Below are 18,064 nucleotides of genomic sequence, written 5' to 3' on the forward strand. Positions count from 1 at the left end.
GGTGGGGCCGACATTTCCTCTCGCCATGTCGGCCCGGACATGTCACGCTCGATCATGCGTAGAACCACCCTCTTAGCCCTGTTATCGGTCCTCCTCCTGCCGGCCGGTACGGCTGCCGCCGCCCCCGTGCCCACGCCGACCCCTCCGGTCAGGGACTTCGGCAACGGCCCCGAGCGCAACGAGGAAGCCGCCCTGGTCGAGGATGCGACCACGGCGCTGAAGGCCCAGGCGGCCGCGCCGTACCACCACGACAAGACCAGGGGCTATCCCCGCAAGAACCAGCTCCCCCTCCCGCCGGAGAACCCCGCGGACGCCTCGATCAAGCTGGGCCTGATCCCGCACCACGCGATCGCGGCGAAGCTGAACGCGTTGCAGGCGCTCGGCGACCGCGTGAGCGCCGAGGTCATCGGCCGTTCCGCGGGCGGGCGCGACCTCTACTTCGTGACGGTCACCGCGCCGGAGAGTCCCGCGGAGGTCCGCGAGCAGGAACGCCTGCGCCGGCAGATCGAATCGGGAAGAAAAGTACCGAAGAATCGGTATAAAACGCCGATCTTCATCAACGGCAACATCCACGGCAACGAGTGGGAGGGCACCGACGCCTCCCTGAAGGTGATCGAGGAACTGGCCACCGCCCCGCAGGCGGCCACCCTGCTCAAGCGCACCCGCCTGTACTTCAACATCACCGCCAACCCCGACGGCAGAGTCCTCGGCCAGCGTCCCAACGGCAACGGCTTCGACCTCAACCGCGACATGATCACCGCCTCCCAGCCCGAGGCCAGGGCCATGCGGCAGATCATGATCGACACGCAGCCGGTCGCCATGCTCGACCTGCACGGCTACGTCAACGGCACGCTGATCGAGCCGACCACCCCGCCCCACGGCGCCAACTACGAGTACGACCTGTTCATCACCAACACCTACGCCAACGGCCTCGGCATGGAGGCGGGCGTCAACGGCCTGGGCTACACGCCGGAGAAGGACGGCGTCTTCCCCGTCCAGATCCCCTTCCGCGACTCCGAGGAGGGCTGGGACGACTGGCCCCCGATCTTCACCCCGCAGTACGCGCCGTTCCATGGCGCGGTCGCCGCGCACACGGTGGAGATCCCGCTACGCGTCAACGGCTCCGACTACACCAACCTGCCGGTCGAGGAGCTGCGCCGCCGTTCCCGGATCAACACCGACGTGGCCGCCGCGGCCGTGCGCGCCACCTACGGCCACGTCCTGGCCAACCACGACAAGCTGATCGCCGACCAGACCGAGGTCTTCCGCCGCGGCGCGGCGGGCGAGCCGGCCAGGACGGTCCCGCTCGGCATCGTGCCCGGCTTCGGTCCCGAGGACGTCTACACCACGACCTACCCCCGCGGCTACGTGATCCCCGAGGGCACCCCGGCCGCGGCCCGGCTGGTGGACCATCTGATCGCCAACGACGTGGAGGTGGAGCGGGCGATCCTGCCCTTCCGGGCGGGCGGGCGCACCTACCCGTCCGGCACGTACGTGGTCGACATGCGCCAGCCCAAGCGCGGCCTGGCCAACGTGATGCTGGAGCCCGGCGCGGACATCAGCCCGCGCGTCGACGCCATGTACGACATCTCGGGCTGGAGCCACGCCCTGCTCTGGGGCGCCGGCGTCACCTCCGTGCGCGATCTGCGCGTGCTCGCGGAGCCGGTCCGTTCCGCGGCTTCCACCGGCTACGTCCCGCACGGCGACGGCGCGCTCGCGCTCAAGGTCGCCGACGGCCGTGACGCGCAGGCGCTCAACGCGCTGCTCGCCCGCGGCGTCGAGGTCACCTGGGCGGGCGACACCGCCACGCTGCCCCGCTCGGCGCGCGCCGCCGCCCGCGAGGTGGCCCAGCGCTACGGCGTGCGATTCTCCCGGGCCGGTACGGCGGGCGGCCCCAAGCTCGCCCCGGTCAGGATCGCCGCGGCGGCCTCGGCCGACGAGCTGTTCACGCTGCGCGAGATGGGCTTCGCGGTCACCCCGGTCTCCACGACCCTGGCCAACGCCGGATTCGACTGGAACGCCGTGGACGTCCTGTTCGTCTCCAGCGGCCTGTCCTACACCGCGCTCAACCCGGCGGCCAAGGCCGCGCTCGACGCCTTCCTGGCCAAGGGCGGCGTCGTCACCCGCGGCGGCACGGGCGCGACCTTCAACGCAGCGGCCGGGCTCCTGACCGTCACCTCGGTGGCCGGGCGCGGCGACGCCAACGGCGTGGTCAGGATGGCCTCGGGCGAGCACGGGTTCGTGTACTCGCCGCGCTGGTTCTCCGGGCTGGGTCCCGAGGTGAAGGCCGAGCAGACCTACGACGCGTTCGTGTCCGGGCACTGGCGCCCGAACCAGGACGGCACCGGCGGCCAGGACGCCGCCAAGGGCCAGGCGGCGGTCGTCAGCGGCCAGGACGAGCGCGGGGCGCGCGTGGTGCTGTTCGGCACCGAGCCGATGTTCCGCAACCACCCGAAGGGGCTGTTCGCGCAGGTCGCGCGGGCCCTGTACAGCACGTCCCAGTGAGATGAGGCGAGGGCCGGGCGTCGCTGGGGCGCCCGGCCCCCGCGCTCACATGCGTACCTCGCGGGGGGTGTAGGCCTCGCTCAGGAACGCGATCTCCTTCTCCGTCAGCTCCACGCCCACCGCGGCCGCCGCGTCGTCGACGTGCCGGTCCTTGGTGGCGCCCACGATCGGCGCGGTCACCCCGGTACGCCCCAGCAGCCAGGCCAGCGCCACCTGCGCCGCCGGCAGCTCGCGCTCCCTGGCCACCTGGGCCACCCGGTCCAGGACCACCTGGTCGTTGTCCGGCTCGTACAGGAAGTCGATGCGCTCGTCCGAGCCCTGCCTGGCGGTCTGCCGCGCCGATCCGGCCCTGGCCAGGACGCCGCGGGCCAGCGGGCTCCAGGGGATGACGCCCACGCCCTGGTCGGCGCAGAGCGGCAGCATCTCCCGCTCCTCCTCGCGGTAGAGCAGGTTGTAGTGGTTCTGCATGGACACGAATCTCGTCCACCCGTTCACCTCTGCCACGTGCTGGGCCTTCGCGAACTGCCAGGCCCACATGGAGGAGGCGCCGATGTAGCGGGCCCTGCCGGAGCGGACGACGTCGTGCAGGGCCAGCATGGTCTCCTCGATCGGCGTCTCGTCGTCCCAGCGGTGGATCTGGTAGAGGTCCACGTAGTCGGTGCCGAGGCGGTCAAGGGAGGCGTCGATCGCGGCCATGACGTGCTTGCGCGACAGCCCGCGGTCGTTGCGCGCCTTGCCCATGGGGAAGTAGACCTTGGTGGCCAGCACGTAGTCCTCGCGGCGGGGGAAGACGCGGCGCAGCACGTTGCCGGTGATGACCTCGCTGGCGCCGGCGCTGTAGACGTCGGCGGTGTCGAAGAAGGTCACCCCCGCGTCGGCGGCGCGCCGGATGAGCGGCTCGGCCTGTTCCTCCGGCAGAGTCCATTCCATCTTGCCGGGATCGCCGTAGCTCATCATGCCGAGGCAGATACGCGAGACCTGAAGGCCGGTGTTACCGAGACGCGAATATTCCATGAAAGTCAGCTTATGGCGGTCCATTGTGTGATGACTGGGTGAGGACGGATGAGCCAAGGGTAAGAGCCGGAAATGGTGACACCCCGCAAGATGCTGGTCCGGATTCTTTACGGCTCCCGCTACGACCGGTTGCCGCACGGCCAGCGTGCTTACGTGCGACCGGGCGAGCGGGTGATCCGCGAGGCGCAGTGGCGGCTGAGGCTGCGCCGCGCGCCCGTGACCTCGCTGCCCGGCTACTCCAGGTCGGTGCCGCTCGGCGAGATCGAGGAGTTCCTGGCCTGCACGCTGTGCGGCGAGGAGCGCCAGCAGCCGCTGTTCGAGCCGACCGGCGGCAAAGGCTGGCGCTACCGGGTGGTGCGCTGCCCGGCCTGCGGCTTCCTCTACCGCAACCCGAACGTCCGCCCCGAGCACCTCGGCGACCTGTACGCCGGCTCCTACAGCTCCTTCCTGACCGGCAAGTACGCCGCCCAGCGCCGGCGACGCTACGAGCTGACGATGAAGGCGTTCTCCCCCGTGTTCGACGACGGCGCCGGCCGCAGGCTGCTCGACTTCGGCTGCGGCGCCGGGCTCTTCCTGGGCCTGGCCGAGGAGCTCGGCTTCGACGCGGTCGGCGTCGACCTGTCGCCCGACTCCGTGGAACGGGCCAATGCCACGCTCCGCACCGCCCGCGCCCACCTGGGCGACCCCGAGGACGTGCCGGAGATCGCCGCGGGCGGGTTCGACGTCATCACGCTCTGGTCGGTGCTGGCGCACCTGCCGCGCCCGCTGGACGACTTCGCGCGCTTCCGCCGACTGCTGGCGCCGGGCGGGGTCCTGCTGGTGCTGACCGTCAACGCCAATTCCCTGCTGCTCAAGGCGTACGGCTCCCGCTGGAGCGGCTTCACCAAGAACCACCTGATGTTCTACTCGTCGGTCACGCTGCCGGTGCTGCTGCGCCGTACCGGATTCTCCGGGGTGGCCTTCGCGCCCCACTTCGGCGACGCGGTCGAGGCGGGCACCACGCGATTGCCCGCGAAGCTGCGGCGGCGCCTGGTGACGCGGATCCGCGCGAGCGACGGCGGGAACATGATGCGCGCGCTCGCCTTCGCCGACCAGGAGGCGCTGGAGCGGTGGGGCGCCGAGCAGAAGGCCCGTGAGCTGTAGCAACCCCGCTATACGGATCCTGAACACGGGCCTTCTAAGGTGATGGCCCATGAGACGACAGATGGTCGCCGTCGCCGTCCTGGCCTCGGCGCTTACGGCTTGCGGACTCCCCCAGGGCGGCGGCGGAGAAGAGAAGGTGGCGGCGAACCCGCCCGCTTCCGGGACTCCGGCCGCGCCGAAACAGACGGCCGCGCCGCAGGGCGAGACCGTGATCGCCACCCGCCGCGTCAACGACGACCAGGCCGTGATCAAGGTCGAGATCACCGAACTGCGCCGCGAGGGCAAGATGGCCACGCTGAGCTGGACGCTGACCGTGGAAGAGGGCGAGCGCTGGAGCGTCGCCACCAAGATGGGCCGGCACAACACCGACTACTCCGTCTCCAACGTCTCGCTCATCGACGTCCAGAACGCCAAGCGCTACCGCGCGGCCATGAGCACGGGCCCTGAGGGCACCTGCGCCTGCACCAAGACCGACCCCACCACCGTGGAGACCGGCGGCAAGCTGTCGTTCCAGGCGACCTACGCGGCGCCGCCGCCCGAGGTCGGGAAGGTCAACATCACCCTTGGCGAGCTCGGCGGGCTGACCGATGTCCCGATCTCCTGAACGGCTGGCCGCCGCGGCACTCGCGGCCGCCCTGGTCCTGTCCGGCGGGCCCGCCCGCGCCGAGCCCGTCCCCGCCCCGGTCGAGGATCTGGTCGCGCCCGTGGAGGACCTGCTGGCCGAGGTCGAGTCGCTGGACGGCAGCCAGAGCGAGTCGAAGCGCGGGCAGACCGTCACCGTGGCGCTGACCAGCGATGTGCTGTTCGCCCTGGACAAGCACACGTTGACCGCCAAGGCCCGGCAGCGCGTCGCGGCCGTCGCCGCCACGATCGGATCGGGTCCGGTGAGCGTCGAGGGCCACACCGACGACCAGGGCGCCGACGCCTACAACGTGGCCCTGTCGCAGCGCCGCGCGCAGGCCGTACAGCGGGTGCTTGAGGCCGCGCTGAACGGCCGGGGCATCGCCGTCCAGGCGAAGGGGTTCGGCGAGGCCAAGCCGAAACTGCCCAATCAGCTCGAAGGCCGGGCCATCGAGGAGAACCGGGCCAAGAACCGGCGCGTGGAGATCATATTCAACGTCGGCGAATGAGCCAATAGTGCCGGCGCGTATTGGCAAATAATCCACTTGATCTTTCTGGGAAATGCCCTTTGGGTACCTACTGTCAACCGAGGTACGTGAAGGGAACCCTTTTATGGCTCGTAGCCGCCTCATCGGCTTAGCCGCCACCGTACTCACCCTCCCTCTCCTGATCGTCGCGGCGCCCTCCGGCGCGGCGGCGGCGCCCGATCCCGCCCCACCCGGGGACATGATCGCCGGCGCCAAGACCAGCGCCCGGATGGTGGTCGACGGCACCACCTACGAGATGCCGGCCACCTACACTCCGAAGACGGCCGCCAAGGCGCGTTCGGCCGCCCCCACGCCGCCCGTCGGAACGGTCCGGCAGTGGTTCGCCAGCGACGACAACACCGGCTGGTACCTGAAGGACTTCACGCTGCGCGGAGTCGGCGCCAAGATCGAGGTGTGGGTCGCCAACGACCTCGCCTTCCCCGCCGGCGACTGCCGCCCGGCCGGTTCAGTCGCGATCACCGACGCCAACGTGGCCCGGATGATCAGCGAGTTCGACACCAACATGTACCCGAAGGAGACGGCGGCCTTCAGCACCCCGCCGGACCGCGACGGCACCGCCTCTCAGGTGCCCAGGGACTTCACCGGCGACGGCGACAACACCGTCGCCCTGGTCGACAACGTGCGCGACGCGAACTTCTACGACTTCCCCGCGAACACCACCTACACCGCGGGATTCTTCTCCGGGGCGCTCAACGAGGCCACCGACCGCAACGTCATGACGATCGACGCCTTCGACTGGGCCCACCGCACCGGGGTCAACCCGCCGGACGAGCCCACCTCCGACCCCTGCACCAGCCGCCCGGCCCGCCCCAACTCCTACGAGGGCACGTTCGCGCACGAGTGGCAGCACCTGCAGATGTACTACACGGACTCCTTCGAAGGTAACTGGATCAACGAGGGCCTGTCGGACTACGCCATGTACCTGACCGGGTACTCCGACAGCCTCAAGACCGTGCACGAGAAGGGCTGGGACAGCCACCTGATCTGCCAGCAGGGCTGGGCCACCGTGCAGACACCCGCCAACCCCAACGTGCGCGACTGCGGCGGCCCGGAGAACTCGCTGACGCTGTGGGGCGAGGGCAACACCGGCGGCGACGTGCTGGCCGACTACGGCAACGCCTACGCCTTCATGCTCTACCTGGCCGACCGCTTCGGCGCCGACATCCTCACCAGGCTTCACAACGACGCCAAGCGCGGCCTGGAGAGCGTCACCGCGCAGCTCGCCGCCGAGGGACAGAACGACCTCTACCGGGTCATCCACGACTATCAGTCGATGACGCTGCTCGACGGCATCGTGGGCGAGTCCCGGCACAGCGTCGTGATCGGCGTGCCCAAGAAGCGGGTCACCGCGGCGAACCTGCGCTCCAGCGTCAACTTCGCCAACCCCGACTCCCACGCCACCCCCGGCGCGGCGCCCAACGGCGCCGACTACCTCGCCCTGCGCGACGCCGCCGGCAAGGAGCTGCGCGGGCGCGACCTGCGCTCCCTCTCCTTCGAGGGGGTACGGTCGCTGCCGCCCGCGCCGCTGCAGTGGACCGTGGTCGGCGACGACGCCGACCGGCCAGGCAACCCGGTCCTCTGGTCGGGCAACCGCAACAACCTCGACGCCACGGCCGTCGCCAAGGTGACCGTCCCGGCCGCCGACCCGGTGCTGCGCTTCCTGGCCAAGTACGGGGCCGAGACCGGGTACGACTACGCGTACGTGATGGTGTCGACCGACGGCGGGGCCACCTACACCCCGATCGCCGGTGACAGGACCACGCAGGCGCCGCTCGGCCCCGGCCTGAACGGCACCACGACCGGCTTCGAGCCGCACACCTTCGACCTGGCCGCGTACGCCGGGCAGGAGATCCTCGTCAACTTCCGCTACGTCAGCGACGGCGGCGTCAACGAGGGCGGTCTCAAGCTCGACGACATCGCCGTGGGTGGCGCCGCGGTGAGCGACGGCTCCAGCCTCGACCCGTTCGACTCGGTCACCGAGGTCAGGCCGATCGCGATCGACAGCTGGAACGTCCGGCTGATCGGGTACGACGGCAAGCGGTCCGTGGCCCTGTACGCGGAGGTGGACGACAAGTTCGCCTTCAGCCTCAGCCGGCTGCAGCTCGCGCTGCTGGCTCCGTTCCCGAAGGTGGCCGCCATCGTGGCGGTCGACGACCCGGGCGAGCAGGTCCAGCAGTACGCGCCCTACTCCTTCAAGATCAACGGCGTGACCCAGCCCGGCTAGAACGCTCGAAAACCCCCTTCCCTGGCCGGGAAGGGGGCCGAGGGCGGACGGACTACAGGCCCGGGTCCGGCGAGCGCGGGTAGCCCGTGCCGGGCGGCCGCTCGCCGGGGTACGGCGTGCCCGGGGTGGCCGGATCGCCGGGCACGTGCGGGGTTCCCGGAGTGGGCGGGACGCCCGGGTCGTGCGGGTTGCCCGGAGTGGGCGGGTAGCCCGGGTTGCCCGGAGTCTGCCGGCCGCCGGGCGGCCGTGCGGCTTCGGTGCTGTGCGGATACGGGACGTCGCCGCGCCACGCGCCGGTCTCGCCGCCGCGCGCCTCGATGTAGTCCTTGAAGCGCCGCATGTCGCCCTGGACGCGCATCCGCACGAGTTGCAGCCAGTCGCCGGCGGTCTCGACGAAGCCCTCCGGGTCGTACTCCATCTGCAGCGTGACCCTGGTCGTGGTGTCGTCGAGCCGGTGAAAGGTGACGACGCCGGCCTGGTGCGGCCGGTCGACGGAGCGCCAGGCGATGCGCTCGTCCGGGTGCTGCTCGGTGATCTCGGTCTCGAACTCCCGCGTGACCCCGGCGATCTCCGCCAGCCACGCGTTGCGCGTGTCGGTGAGCTGCTTGACCGACTCCACCCCTTCCATGAACTCGGGGAACGTCTCGAACTGCGTCCACTGGTTATAGGCCACCCTGACGGGGACCATGACGTCTACTGAATACTCGATGCTGCTCATGAGCTCGCAGCTGCCCCGGGGCGGCGAGCCCTAACGTCTTCAGGCCGTGACCGCGAACAGCGCGACCGTGGTGCAGCTGCCCCCGATGTTGAGGGTCAGCGCGGTGCGCGCGCCCTCCACCTGGCACTCCCCCGCCCCGCCCGAGACCTGCCGGGCGGCGTCGTACAGCATGCGCACCCCGGTGGCGCCGACGGGGTGGCCGAGCCCGATGAGCCCGCCCGACGGGTTGACCGGCAGCGATCCGCCGAACTCGATCGCCCCTGATTCGACGGCCCGCCACGACTCGCCCGGCGGCGTGAGCCCGAGGTGGTCGAGCGCCACGTACTCGGTGATCGTGAAGCAGTCGTGGGTCTCGATCACGTCCACGTCGGCCGGGCCGCGCAGCCCGGCCCGCTCGTAGGTGTCGAGCACGGCGCGCCGCAGATGGGGGAAGAGGTACGGCTCGCGCGCGGCCAGCTTGTCCTTGAGCAGCATCGGCGCCGTCCTGTGCCCCCAGCCGGAGATGGCGGGGCCTGGCCTGCCGTACCGGTCGGAGGCCAAGACGACGGCGGCGGCGCCGTCGGTGATGCGGCCGCAGTCGTACTTGCGCAGCCGTCCCTCGACCGGCGGGTTGAGCACGTCGTCGGCGCCGAAGCAGCCGTCGGGGAAGGTCCAGGAGCGCGCCTGGGCGAGCGGGTTGCGCAGGGCGTTGCCGTGGTTGATCTCGGCGATGCGGGCGAGGTGCTCGTGGGCGAGCCCGTAGCGGACGTCGACCTCGTCGGCGATCTCGGCGAACAGCGCGGGCCACGGGAAGTCCGCCCCCTGCGCCTCGCGGCCGGCCCACGCCGCGCAGCCGAGGTGCTGGGCGGCCTCCTTGGCGCCGACGTTGCGCATGAGCTCGACGCCGACGACCAGCGCCACGTCGTAGCGGCCCGCCTCCAGGTCGGCCATGGCGGCCAGCACCGCCATCGACCCGGAGGCGCACGCGGCCTCGTGACGGGAGGCGGGCAGCATGGACCAGGCCGGGTCGATGGCGGCGACCATGCCGCCGAGGTGGGCCTGGCCGGCGAACAGCTCTCCGGCCAGGTTGCCGACGTGCGCGACCTCCACCTCCCGCGCCGCCACGCCCGCCGACTCCAGCGCGCCGAGCGAGGCCTCGCGCATCATGTCGTACAGACTGGCGCCGGAGCGGGCGAAGTCGGTCTGGTGGCCGCCGAGGACGCGGATCACAGCTTCAGCTCCCTCTTGAGTATCTTGCCGACCGGGCTTCTGGGCAGCGCCTCGACGATCTCCAGCCGCTCGGGCAGCTTGTAGGAGGCGATGCCCTTGTCGCGCAGGAACGCCACGACGGACTCCAGCGAGATCTCGCCCTTGGCGACGACGACCGCGCAGACCTTCTCCCCGAGCACGTCGTCGGGGTAGCCGGCCACCGCGGACTCCGCCACCGACGGGTGCCCGGCCAGCAGCCCCTCCAGCTCGGCGGGGGCGATGTTCATGCCGCCGCGGATGATGATGTCCTTGGCCCGGTCGACGTAGCGCAGGTACTGGCCGTGCTCGCCGGCGATCTCGAACAGGTCGCCGGTCCTGAGATACCCGTCCTCGTCGAACGGCTCCGCCACGGCGGTGCCCGGCAGGTAGCCGGCGAAGACGGTGGGCCCGCTGAGCCGCAGTTCGCCGGGCACTCCTGGCTCGGTGATCTCCTGGCCGTCAGGGGCGACGAGCTTGGTGCCGACCCGGTCCAGCAGGGCGGGCGCACCGGGCGCGCCGGGGCGGGGGAAGTAACGGGCGCGGGTCTCGGGGTCGGGCATGTGGGCGGGGTCCGACAGCAGCGCGACGCCCTCGTTGGAGCCGAAGAAGTTGATGATCGCGATTCCGTGTTTCTCCTGCCAGCCGCGGACCATCGGCGGCGGCAGCGGCGCGGAGCCGGAACCGATCCTGGTCAGCGAGGAGATGTCGGCCTTGGCGAGGATCGCCTCCTGGTGCAGCAGCAGGGTGAGCAGCGCGGGCGGGGCGAGGGTGTAGGTGACGCGTTCCGCGGCGATCTGGGCCAGGTAGGTGGGCAGGTCGAAGGGGTGGTGCTGGACCAGCAGGGCGCCGGAGCGCAGCCAGGGGAGGAAGACGCCGCCGATGCCGGCCATGTTGACCATGGGGAACGGGTTGAGTATCACGTCGCCGGCGGTGAGGGCGGGCGCGGCCGTACAGACGGATTCGACCGCGAGCCAGTCGTAGTGGCAGCGCGGCACGCCCTTGGGCGTCGCCTCGGTGCCGGAGGTCCAGCAGATCGTCACCCGCTCGGCCGGGTCGGCCGTGCGGGGCGGCGGCGGGGCGGCGCGCACGCCCTCCAGGTCCGCGGGCCACGACAGCGTGGGGGTGCCCGCCGGCGCGCGCGAGTCCCGGCCGGTGACCAGCAGGGACGCGCCGGACAGCGGGAGGAGCTGGGCCAGCTCGTACGCGCGGTACTGGACCGGGAACGGCGTGACGCTCGCGCCGAGCCGGACGACGGCGAGGAAGGTCACCGCCAGCTCGACGCTGTTGGGCAGCTGGACGGCCACCACGTCGCCGGGTCCGATGCCGCGACCGCGCAGCACGCCGGCGACCCTGTCGACGTCAGCGTCGAGCTCCTCCCAGGTCAGGCGCTTGATCGGGCCATCGATATGGGCGGCCTTGTCGAGCGGGTCGACGATCGCGAGCACGCCGGGCCGGGCCGCCACGTGGGTGCGGAGGAGCTGGTCAATGGTCTCTTCTGTCCACCAGCCCGCGGCGACGTAGCGGGCGATCCGGTCGGCGGAATGCGTCATCGCGACTCCCCAGGGGTGTGATGGCCGCAACACTACGAAAGCAGAAGTCAGGTCGTCAACGGTCCGGATATTGACGGCTGACTTCGTCTATCGTAGCTTCCAAGTATGGCCGAAACTGTCGTGATCATGGACGAGTCGGGCGAGCGGAACCCGTACCTGCTGGGCCTGTACGCGCCGGTCCAGGAAGAGCTCACCACCGGCGACCTGACGGTGATCGGGCGGATCCCCGCCGACCTCAACGGCGTCTACCTGCGCAACGGGCCCAACGCCCGCTTCCCGATGAAGGGCCGCTACCACTGGTTCGACGGGGACGGCATGGTGCACGCCGTCCATTTCGAGAACGGCCGCGCCCGCTACCGCAACCGCTGGATCCGCACCCGCGCCTTCGAGGCGGAGTCCGCCGCGGGGCAGGCGCTCTGGACCGGCGTGATGGAGAACCCGAAGGGCAACCCGTTCGGGAACGCGCGCGGGCTGCCGTTCAAGGACACGGCCAACACCGATGTGATCTTCCACCGGGGGCGGGTGCTGGCCTCCTGGTATCTGTGCGGCTCGCCGTACGGCGTGGATCCGCTGTCGCTGGAGACGCTGGGGGCCGACACCTTCCTCGACACGCTCAACGGCGACTTCATGGCGCATCCCAAGGTGGACGAGCGGACCGGGGAGCTGTTCTGGTTCGACTACGGGCCGCGGCCGCCGTACCTGCGCTATGGAGTGGTGGGCGCGTCGGGGCAGGTCGAGCACTGTGTGGAGCTGGACCTGCCGGGGGCGCGGCTGCCGCACGACATGGCCATCACCCAGAACCACGCGATCCTCATGGATCTGCCGCTCTACCAGGACCCCGACGCCGCGCGGCAGGGCCGCTACAAGCTCACCTTCAACCGTGAGCTGCCTTCGCGCTTCGGGGTGATCCCGCGCCGGGGGCAGGCGCATGAGATCCGGTGGTTCGAGGCGAAACCCTGCTACATCTACCACGTCGTCAACGCCTGGGAGGAAGGCGGGGAGATCGTCATGGACGTCTGCCGGGTCTCGCGGCCCGCGCCGTCCGGGAACGGCTCCGCGCTGTCGCGGATGATCGCCTATCTGAAGCTCGACGCGCGCATGTACCGCTACCGCTTCGACCTGCGCACCGGCGCCACCTCCGAGCAGTACGTGGACGCCGACCACAACACCGAGTTCCCCTCGATCGACGCGCGCGCCACCGGCCTGCCGAGCCGCTACGCCTACAACGTCTCGGTCGCCGACGCCGCGACCAACCTGTTCGACGGCCTGGTCCGCTACGACAACCTCACCGGCGCCAAGGAGACCCACACCTACGGCCCCGGCGTCTACGGCAGCGAGGCCCCCTTCGCCCCGCGCGACGGCTCGACCGGCGAGGACGACGGCTACCTGGTCACCTTCGTCACCGACGAGCGCGAAGGCCGCTCCGAGGTGCGGATCCTGGCCGCCTCGCGGATCTCCGAGGGGCCTCTCGCCCGTGTCCTGCTGCCGCGACGGGTGCCGCTCGGCTTCCACGCCACCTGGGTGCGGGCGGACCAGCTGCGATGACCGTCTACGTCTACGACTGCGTCAGGACCCCGCGCGGCAAGGCCCGCCCCGGCGGCGGACTGGCCGAGGTCACGCCGCTGGCCATGCTCGAAGGGCTGCTGGGCGCGCTCGGCGGGCGTACCGGGGTCACGCGGGCCGACGACCTGATCGTCGGCTGCGCGACCCAGAACGCCGAACAGGGCGGCAACCTCGCCCGCACCGCCGCCCTGACCACCGGTTTCGACACACCCGGCATGACGCTCAACCGGTACTGCACCTCCGGCATCGACGCCGTGCGCACCGCCGCCGCCCTCGTCGCCTCGGGAAGCGCGCGGGTCGTCGTCGCGGGCGGGGTCGAGTCCGTCTCGCGCGTGCCGATGTTCTCCGACCGCGGGCCGCTGTGGTCGCTGCCGGTCGGGTCCCTGCACATGGGCGTCGCGGCCGACGTGGTCGCCACCTTGGAGGGCTTCTCGCGCGAGGAACTCGACCGGTACGGCCTGCGTACCCAGACCCTGGCCGCCGAGGCGTGGGCGGGCGGCCGCTACGACCGATTCCTGGTCCCGGTGAACGACCTCGGCCACGACGAGCACGTACGGCCCGGCCTCACCCAGGCCGCCCTGTCCGCGCTCGAACCCGCCTTCGCCGGCTCCCCCGGCCAGGACGCCGTCGCCCTCGCCCACCTGCCCGAACTGGGCCGGATCCGCCACCTCCACACCCGGGGCACCTCGCCCAGCCTGTGCGACGCCGCCGGGCTGGTGCTCCTCGGAACCGGCCTGGACCTGGAGCCGCTGGCCAGGGTGACCGGGAGCGCCACGGCGACCGGCGACCCCGTCACGATGCTCACGGCCGGGCAGGCGGCGGTCGAGAAGGTGCTGGCGCAGGCGGGGCTGAGCGCCGACGACGTGGAGGTCTTCGAGTTCGCCGAGGCGTTCGCGGCGTTGTGCCTGAAGTTCCAGCGCGACCTCAAGGTCGGCGACGACCGCTTCAACGTCAACGGCGGCACCATCGCCATGGGCCACGCTTTCGGCGCCACCGGGTCGCTGCTGGTGGCCGCCTGCGTCGCCGAACTGCACCGGAGGGGCGCGCGGTACGGGGTGGCCGCGGTGAGCGGGGCCGCCGGGTCGGGGTCGGCCGTGTTGCTGGAGCGAGTATGAGCCACGACGCTCCCTTGGGGTCCGGCGGCGTGCCCGGGTTGCGGCTCAGCGTCTCGCTCGGGTTGTGGCAGGATCGGCCGGCTGAGGAGGCGCTGGCGACCGCGCGGGCGGCCGACGCCCTCGGGTACCCGTCGCTGTGGGTCGGAGAGATGGCCACCTATGACGCGTTCGCGCTGGCCACGGCGATCGGGCTGGCCACCGGGCGGATCGGGCTGACGGTCGGGCCGCTTTCGGTGACCGTACGGGACCCGATGACGATCGCCATGGGCGCCGCCTCCGTGGCCGCGCTCACCGGCAGGCATGTGGACGTCGCCCTGGGCACCTCGAGCCCGCTCGTCGTCGAGGGCTGGCACGGACGTTCCCGCGCCCGCTCGGCCGCCGCGCTGCGGGAGTCGGTCGAGGCTCTGCGGCCGATGCTGGACGGTGAACGGTCGGCGTTCACCGGCGGGTCGGTGGCCAGCAACGGCTACCGGCTGCGGCTGCCCGCGCCGCGCTCACGGCTGACGGTGGCGGCGTTCGGGCCGTCGGCGGTGCGCACGGCAGCCCGCGCCGACCGGATGGTGCTCAACCTGATCACTCCGGCGTCGGCCGGCCGCCTCGCCGCCCAGGTACGCGCCCTCAACCCCGAGGTCTCGGTGGCCGCCTGGGTGAGCGCGGCCGTGGACCCCGGCCGCGAGGCCGTGGACCGCATCCGCCGCGCCGTCGTCGGCTACCTGCCCGCGCCCGGCTACGGCGAGATGTTCGCCGAGGCCGGGTTCGCGGACGTGGTCGCCTACGCGCGCACCGGCCCGCACCCGCGCGACCTGCTGGCCGCGGTGCCGGACGAACTGGTCGCCTCGGTGGCCCTGCTCGGCGACGCGGACACGGTGGCCGCGCGCCTGGCGGCGTACGCGGAGGCGGGCGTGGACGAGGTGGCGCTGGTGCCGGTCAGCACCGACCGCGACCCCGCCGGCACCACCACACTCCAAACCCTCGCCCCCCGCAGACCAGTCCCATAGACCACCCGCGGCCTTCACCCGTCGCGACTCTGGACGTCCCGGATCGTGAAGGCGTCAGCTGGCCGGACCACCCGGCTCCGGACCGTCCTCGGTCGCCTTTCCAGCCGCCGGCCCATCGTCGGTGGGCTTGCCGGGTTCCGGACCGTCCTCGACCGGCTTGCCGGACACCGGGCCGGTGGGTGCGGTGCGGCGGCGGGAGCCCGCGAACCACATGCCCGCGCCCAGCACCACCAGCACGGCGGCCACCACCCAGATCCAGCCCGGCAGCCCCTGGCCCTCCTGGGTCGCGGCCGCCGCCTGCCCCGGGTCGGCGGGCTGTGCGGAAGCGCTCTCCGCCGGCGGCGCCGGAGCCGTGGACTCAGCGGGGCCGGCCGTGTCGGTGGGGTCGGAGGTGGGGGTGGGCGGGGCGGTCACGGTGAAGGGGATCTCCCCCTGGATCGGATGGCCGTCGGAGGAGACCACCCGCCAGCCGATCACGTAGCGCCCGGCGGCCAGCGCCTCGGGCACCTCGGTGGTGACGGTCTTGTCGTCGGCGACGGGCTTGCTCAAAGGAACGAGCTTGTCGCCGCTGTCCCGCAGTACCACGACCGGCATGCGGATCTTGGCGGTGAACTCCAGCTCGATCTCCTCAAGCGACTTCACCTTGGCGTTCTTGCCCGGCGAGCTCGACTTGAGCGCGTCGTGGGCAAGAGCGGCGGTGGGCAGAAAGACCAGCACAAGACCGCAGATCACCGCGGTCAGGATGGAACGCGGCAGCTTCGCCATCGTCTGAAACTCCATGGAAACGACCCGGCCCGCAGAAAGGCCGGGGACACCGGATGGACGCCTGTGGCGCCGGCGCACGTCAGCCGGCGCGCGGCGGCCCCGGGGGTCCGCGCCGGTGCACCACCGCGGCGAGCTCACGCCGCCCGCGGGGCTCCGGTTCACCTTCCGGTACGGCCGGCCGCATCGCGGAAGGCAGCCGCACCGGAGCGGCGGCCAGCAGCCGCGGCAGGCGCGGCGGCGGCGCGGACCACAGGCGCAGCAGGGTCCACACGGCGCTCTCGCCGCGATACAGCCACCACCCGGTCAGCAGCGCGACCGTGAAGTGGGCCACCACCATGCCGGGACGCGGATGCCCGTGATCGGGCACGACGACGTGCGCCGACGTCTGCGCGAACAGCAGGTGCAGCAGCATCTGCGTCCCGGCGGTGGCGGCCAGGACGCCTTCGCGGCTCCGTTCGCGCCCGCCGAGCACCAGGGCGAGCGACAGGGAGGCGGCGGCGCCGAGGGCGAGCGCCCACGGCGCGATGGCGCCGCCTCCGGCCAGCAGGTGTCCTCCCGCGGAGACCACGACGCACGCCATGCCGAAGACGGCGGCGCGGATCAGGCGCAGACTCGGATCCCGAGGGGACACATCCGCCATGGTGTCAGCCGCGCCCGCCCGCGAGAACCCGGCCGAGCACGATGTCGAGCAGCAGGAACGCGCACAGGGAGATGCCCAGGAGCGGCAGGAAGTACCCCACACCCACGGCCACCAGCGCAAAGGGGATCAGAACCACCCAGCGCACGCCGCGCCAGCCGCCGCGCGGGTAGCCGCCGAGTTTCGGGCGGCGCGACCACCACATCCGGTAGCCGAGCACGATCATGGTGATGACGCCCGCCGCGAGCAGCATCAGCACGATCTGGTTGGCCAGGCCGAACAGCAGTCCCTGGTGCCCGTCGATGCCCCAGCGGGTGAGCTTGGCGGCCAGGGGGAAGTCGGCGAAGCGCAGTTCGGCGCGCACCTGGCCGGTGGCGGGGTCGACGGCCACCTGGTCCAGCCGTTGCGGCCAGGTCTTGTCGGACTCCTTGACCAGGTACGGCTCGCCGGGCTTGGCCGGCCAGACGATCTCCAGCGGCCCGGACAGCCCCCGGCCCGCCGCGGCCGCCGTGACCCGGTCGGGGCCGACGTCGCCGCCGCCATGCCGGTGCCCGCCGGCGGCGGAGGGGGCGTGGGCGCCGTGCTCGCCACCGGTGGCGATGGACGGTGTGGTCCAGCCGAGCGTGGTGCGGAGCCGGTCGACGTTGTCACCGGCGTACTTCGACCAGGTCAGGCCCGTGGCCGACAGGAACACCAGGCCCACCACCGCCCACAGGCCGATCGAGCCGTGCCAGGAGAGGATCCGCCGCCGGCCGGTGACGCCGCGCTCCGGCGTGGTCAGGCGGCGCAGGCGGGTGCCCTTGCGCCGCTTGCGGCCGATCCACAGAAGCAGGCCGCCGAGCGCGACGACCCAGAGCCAGCTGGCCGCCAGCTCGCTGTAGATGCGGCCGGGTTCGCCCAGGTGCAGGTTGCGGTGGAGGTGGGAGATCCAGGCGCGCACCGGCAGCGCGCCGGAGCCGCCGTAGCTCTCCAGCGAGCCGCGTACCTGGGCGGTGGACGGGTCCACGAAGACGGCGAGCTGGGTGCTGTCCGGCAGGCCGGGCACGTCCAGCAGGACGCGGGTGGTCTCGCCGGGCTCGGCGGCGGGCCGTACCGCGGTGATCGGGGCCCGCGGGTGCGCGGCGCGGGCGGCGGCGATCTGCCGTTCCAGGGGCAGGCTCGGGCCCCCGGGCGGCGCGGTCAGCTCGTGCGCGTAGACGATCTTCTCGATCTGGTACGACGCCGCGTACAGCAGGCCGGTGGTGGCCGCGACCAGGAGGAACGGGGCGATGAGGAGCCCGGCGTAGAAGTGAAGGCGCAGCACGAGCGGGCGCAGCGCCGGCCAGCTCGCCGATCGCCCGGGGGGTGGATCGACGCTCTCGGTCCGTTCGATGACGTCGGTGGAGGAGCTCATGGTGGTTTCTCCGTTCGGCCGGTGGCGCGCACAGCGAGGTACG

Annotated in this window: 15 protein-coding genes; 8 read left to right on the forward strand and 7 right to left on the reverse strand. The window is 71.9% G+C overall.

The genetic code is table 11. The annotated features are described in order from the left end of the window. Nucleotides 1–54 precede the first annotated feature (54 nt). Entirely contained in the window at nucleotides 55–2,505 is a 2,451-nt protein-coding gene (locus tag ACIBHY_RS14415; RefSeq protein ID WP_397306873.1) for a M14 family zinc carboxypeptidase, read from the forward strand. A gap of 45 nt (nucleotides 2,506–2,550) precedes the next feature. On the opposite strand, the gene ACIBHY_RS14420 is transcribed toward ACIBHY_RS14415, so the two are convergent. Then, nucleotides 2,551–3,519, reverse strand: coding sequence for an aldo/keto reductase (locus tag ACIBHY_RS14420; RefSeq protein ID WP_397306874.1), 969 nt, complete (start codon nucleotides 3,517–3,519; stop codon nucleotides 2,551–2,553). Nucleotides 3,520–3,591: 72 nt separating this feature from the next. Here ACIBHY_RS14420 and ACIBHY_RS14425 point away from each other — a divergent pair, with 72 nt between their 5' ends. The 4 genes from ACIBHY_RS14425 (at nucleotide 3,592) to ACIBHY_RS14440 (ending at nucleotide 8,055) form a co-directional block, all read left to right on the forward strand. Beyond that, nucleotides 3,592–4,662: a class I SAM-dependent methyltransferase gene (locus tag ACIBHY_RS14425; protein WP_397306875.1), complete on the forward strand. Its 1,071-nt coding sequence runs from the start codon at nucleotides 3,592–3,594 to the stop codon at nucleotides 4,660–4,662. Nucleotides 4,663–4,711: 49 nt separating this feature from the next. Next, the gene (locus ACIBHY_RS14430; protein WP_397243279.1) at nucleotides 4,712–5,266 is read left to right on the forward strand and encodes a hypothetical protein; all 555 of its coding nucleotides are present in this window, start codon (nucleotides 4,712–4,714) and stop codon (nucleotides 5,264–5,266) included. After that, nucleotides 5,250–5,792, forward strand: a complete 543-nt coding sequence (locus ACIBHY_RS14435) for an OmpA family protein (protein ID WP_397306876.1) — start codon at nucleotides 5,250–5,252, stop codon at nucleotides 5,790–5,792. The genes ACIBHY_RS14430 and ACIBHY_RS14435 overlap by 17 nt, the downstream gene beginning before the upstream one ends. 103 nt (nucleotides 5,793–5,895) lie before the next feature. Continuing rightward, on the forward strand, nucleotides 5,896–8,055 hold the full coding sequence (locus ACIBHY_RS14440) for a hypothetical protein (protein WP_397306877.1): 2,160 nt from the start codon (nucleotides 5,896–5,898) through the stop codon (nucleotides 8,053–8,055). A gap of 52 nt (nucleotides 8,056–8,107) precedes the next feature. On the opposite strand, the gene ACIBHY_RS14445 is transcribed toward ACIBHY_RS14440, so the two are convergent. Genes ACIBHY_RS14445 through ACIBHY_RS14455 form a run of 3 tightly spaced genes read right to left on the reverse strand, consistent with a single transcriptional unit; the run spans nucleotide 8,108 to nucleotide 11,550 of the window. Next, nucleotides 8,108–8,773, reverse strand: coding sequence for an SRPBCC family protein (locus tag ACIBHY_RS14445; RefSeq protein ID WP_397306878.1), 666 nt, complete (start codon nucleotides 8,771–8,773; stop codon nucleotides 8,108–8,110). 39 nt (nucleotides 8,774–8,812) lie between these two features. Continuing rightward, a complete protein-coding gene (locus tag ACIBHY_RS14450) occupies nucleotides 8,813–9,982 on the reverse strand; it encodes an acetyl-CoA acetyltransferase (protein WP_397306879.1) in 1,170 nt (389 codons plus the stop codon). Then, the gene (locus ACIBHY_RS14455; RefSeq protein WP_397306880.1) at nucleotides 9,979–11,550 is read right to left on the reverse strand and encodes a class I adenylate-forming enzyme family protein; all 1,572 of its coding nucleotides are present in this window, start codon (nucleotides 11,548–11,550) and stop codon (nucleotides 9,979–9,981) included. The genes ACIBHY_RS14450 and ACIBHY_RS14455 overlap by 4 nt, the downstream gene beginning before the upstream one ends. A gap of 105 nt (nucleotides 11,551–11,655) precedes the next feature. Between ACIBHY_RS14455 and ACIBHY_RS14460 the strand changes: the two genes are divergently transcribed. From ACIBHY_RS14460 to ACIBHY_RS14470, 3 genes are read left to right on the forward strand one after another with little or no spacing between them, the layout of a single operon-like run. Next, nucleotides 11,656–13,095: a carotenoid oxygenase family protein gene (locus ACIBHY_RS14460; protein ID WP_397243267.1), complete on the forward strand. Its 1,440-nt coding sequence runs from the start codon at nucleotides 11,656–11,658 to the stop codon at nucleotides 13,093–13,095. Beyond that, nucleotides 13,092–14,228 (forward strand): acetyl-CoA C-acyltransferase, encoded by a 1,137-nt coding sequence (locus tag ACIBHY_RS14465; RefSeq protein WP_397306881.1) that lies wholly within the window; start codon nucleotides 13,092–13,094, stop codon nucleotides 14,226–14,228. Before ACIBHY_RS14460 ends, ACIBHY_RS14465 begins: the two co-directional genes overlap by 4 nt. Beyond that, nucleotides 14,225–15,226, forward strand: a complete 1,002-nt coding sequence (locus ACIBHY_RS14470) for an LLM class F420-dependent oxidoreductase (protein ID WP_397306882.1) — start codon at nucleotides 14,225–14,227, stop codon at nucleotides 15,224–15,226. Before ACIBHY_RS14465 ends, ACIBHY_RS14470 begins: the two co-directional genes overlap by 4 nt. Nucleotides 15,227–15,280: 54 nt before the next feature. Here ACIBHY_RS14470 and ACIBHY_RS14475 read toward each other — a convergent pair whose 3' ends face one another. From ACIBHY_RS14475 to ACIBHY_RS14485, 3 genes are all read right to left on the reverse strand, one after another. Further along, complete coding sequence (locus ACIBHY_RS14475; RefSeq protein WP_397306883.1) at nucleotides 15,281–15,991, reverse strand: copper resistance protein CopC; 711 nt, start codon at nucleotides 15,989–15,991, stop codon at nucleotides 15,281–15,283. Between the two features lie 79 nt (nucleotides 15,992–16,070). Next, nucleotides 16,071–16,622, reverse strand: a complete 552-nt coding sequence (locus ACIBHY_RS14480; RefSeq protein ID WP_397243259.1) for an MFS transporter — start codon at nucleotides 16,620–16,622, stop codon at nucleotides 16,071–16,073. A 13-nt stretch (nucleotides 16,623–16,635) separates the two neighbouring features. Then, a complete protein-coding gene (locus ACIBHY_RS14485; protein ID WP_397306884.1) occupies nucleotides 16,636–18,021 on the reverse strand; it encodes a PepSY-associated TM helix domain-containing protein in 1,386 nt (461 codons plus the stop codon). Between the last annotated feature and the right edge of the window lie 43 nt (nucleotides 18,022–18,064).

Source organism: Nonomuraea sp. NPDC050547 (assembly GCF_044457345.1).
In the GTDB taxonomy this organism is placed as follows: Bacteria; Actinomycetota; Actinomycetes; order Streptosporangiales; family Streptosporangiaceae; genus Nonomuraea.

What these genes read in the sequence shown, in the direction of transcription:
- ACIBHY_RS14415 (WP_397306873.1), top strand. Translation starts at nt 55, where the DNA reads ATGCGTAGAACCACCCTCTTAGCCCTGTTATCGGTCCTCCTCCTGCCG.
- ACIBHY_RS14420 (WP_397306874.1), bottom strand. Translation starts at nt 3,519, where the DNA reads ATGGAATATTCGCGTCTCGGTAACACCGGCCTTCAGGTCTCGCGTATC.
- ACIBHY_RS14425 (WP_397306875.1), top strand. Translation starts at nt 3,592, where the DNA reads ATGGTGACACCCCGCAAGATGCTGGTCCGGATTCTTTACGGCTCCCGC.
- ACIBHY_RS14430 (WP_397243279.1), top strand. Translation starts at nt 4,712, where the DNA reads ATGAGACGACAGATGGTCGCCGTCGCCGTCCTGGCCTCGGCGCTTACG.
- ACIBHY_RS14435 (WP_397306876.1), top strand. Translation starts at nt 5,250, where the DNA reads ATGTCCCGATCTCCTGAACGGCTGGCCGCCGCGGCACTCGCGGCCGCC.
- ACIBHY_RS14440 (WP_397306877.1), top strand. Translation starts at nt 5,896, where the DNA reads ATGGCTCGTAGCCGCCTCATCGGCTTAGCCGCCACCGTACTCACCCTC.
- ACIBHY_RS14445 (WP_397306878.1), bottom strand. Translation starts at nt 8,773, where the DNA reads ATGAGCAGCATCGAGTATTCAGTAGACGTCATGGTCCCCGTCAGGGTG.
- ACIBHY_RS14455 (WP_397306880.1), bottom strand. Translation starts at nt 11,550, where the DNA reads ATGACGCATTCCGCCGACCGGATCGCCCGCTACGTCGCCGCGGGCTGG.
- ACIBHY_RS14460 (WP_397243267.1), top strand. Translation starts at nt 11,656, where the DNA reads ATGGCCGAAACTGTCGTGATCATGGACGAGTCGGGCGAGCGGAACCCG.
- ACIBHY_RS14465 (WP_397306881.1), top strand. Translation starts at nt 13,092, where the DNA reads ATGACCGTCTACGTCTACGACTGCGTCAGGACCCCGCGCGGCAAGGCC.
- ACIBHY_RS14470 (WP_397306882.1), top strand. Translation starts at nt 14,225, where the DNA reads ATGAGCCACGACGCTCCCTTGGGGTCCGGCGGCGTGCCCGGGTTGCGG.
- ACIBHY_RS14475 (WP_397306883.1), bottom strand. Translation starts at nt 15,991, where the DNA reads ATGGCGAAGCTGCCGCGTTCCATCCTGACCGCGGTGATCTGCGGTCTT.
- ACIBHY_RS14485 (WP_397306884.1), bottom strand. Translation starts at nt 18,021, where the DNA reads ATGAGCTCCTCCACCGACGTCATCGAACGGACCGAGAGCGTCGATCCA.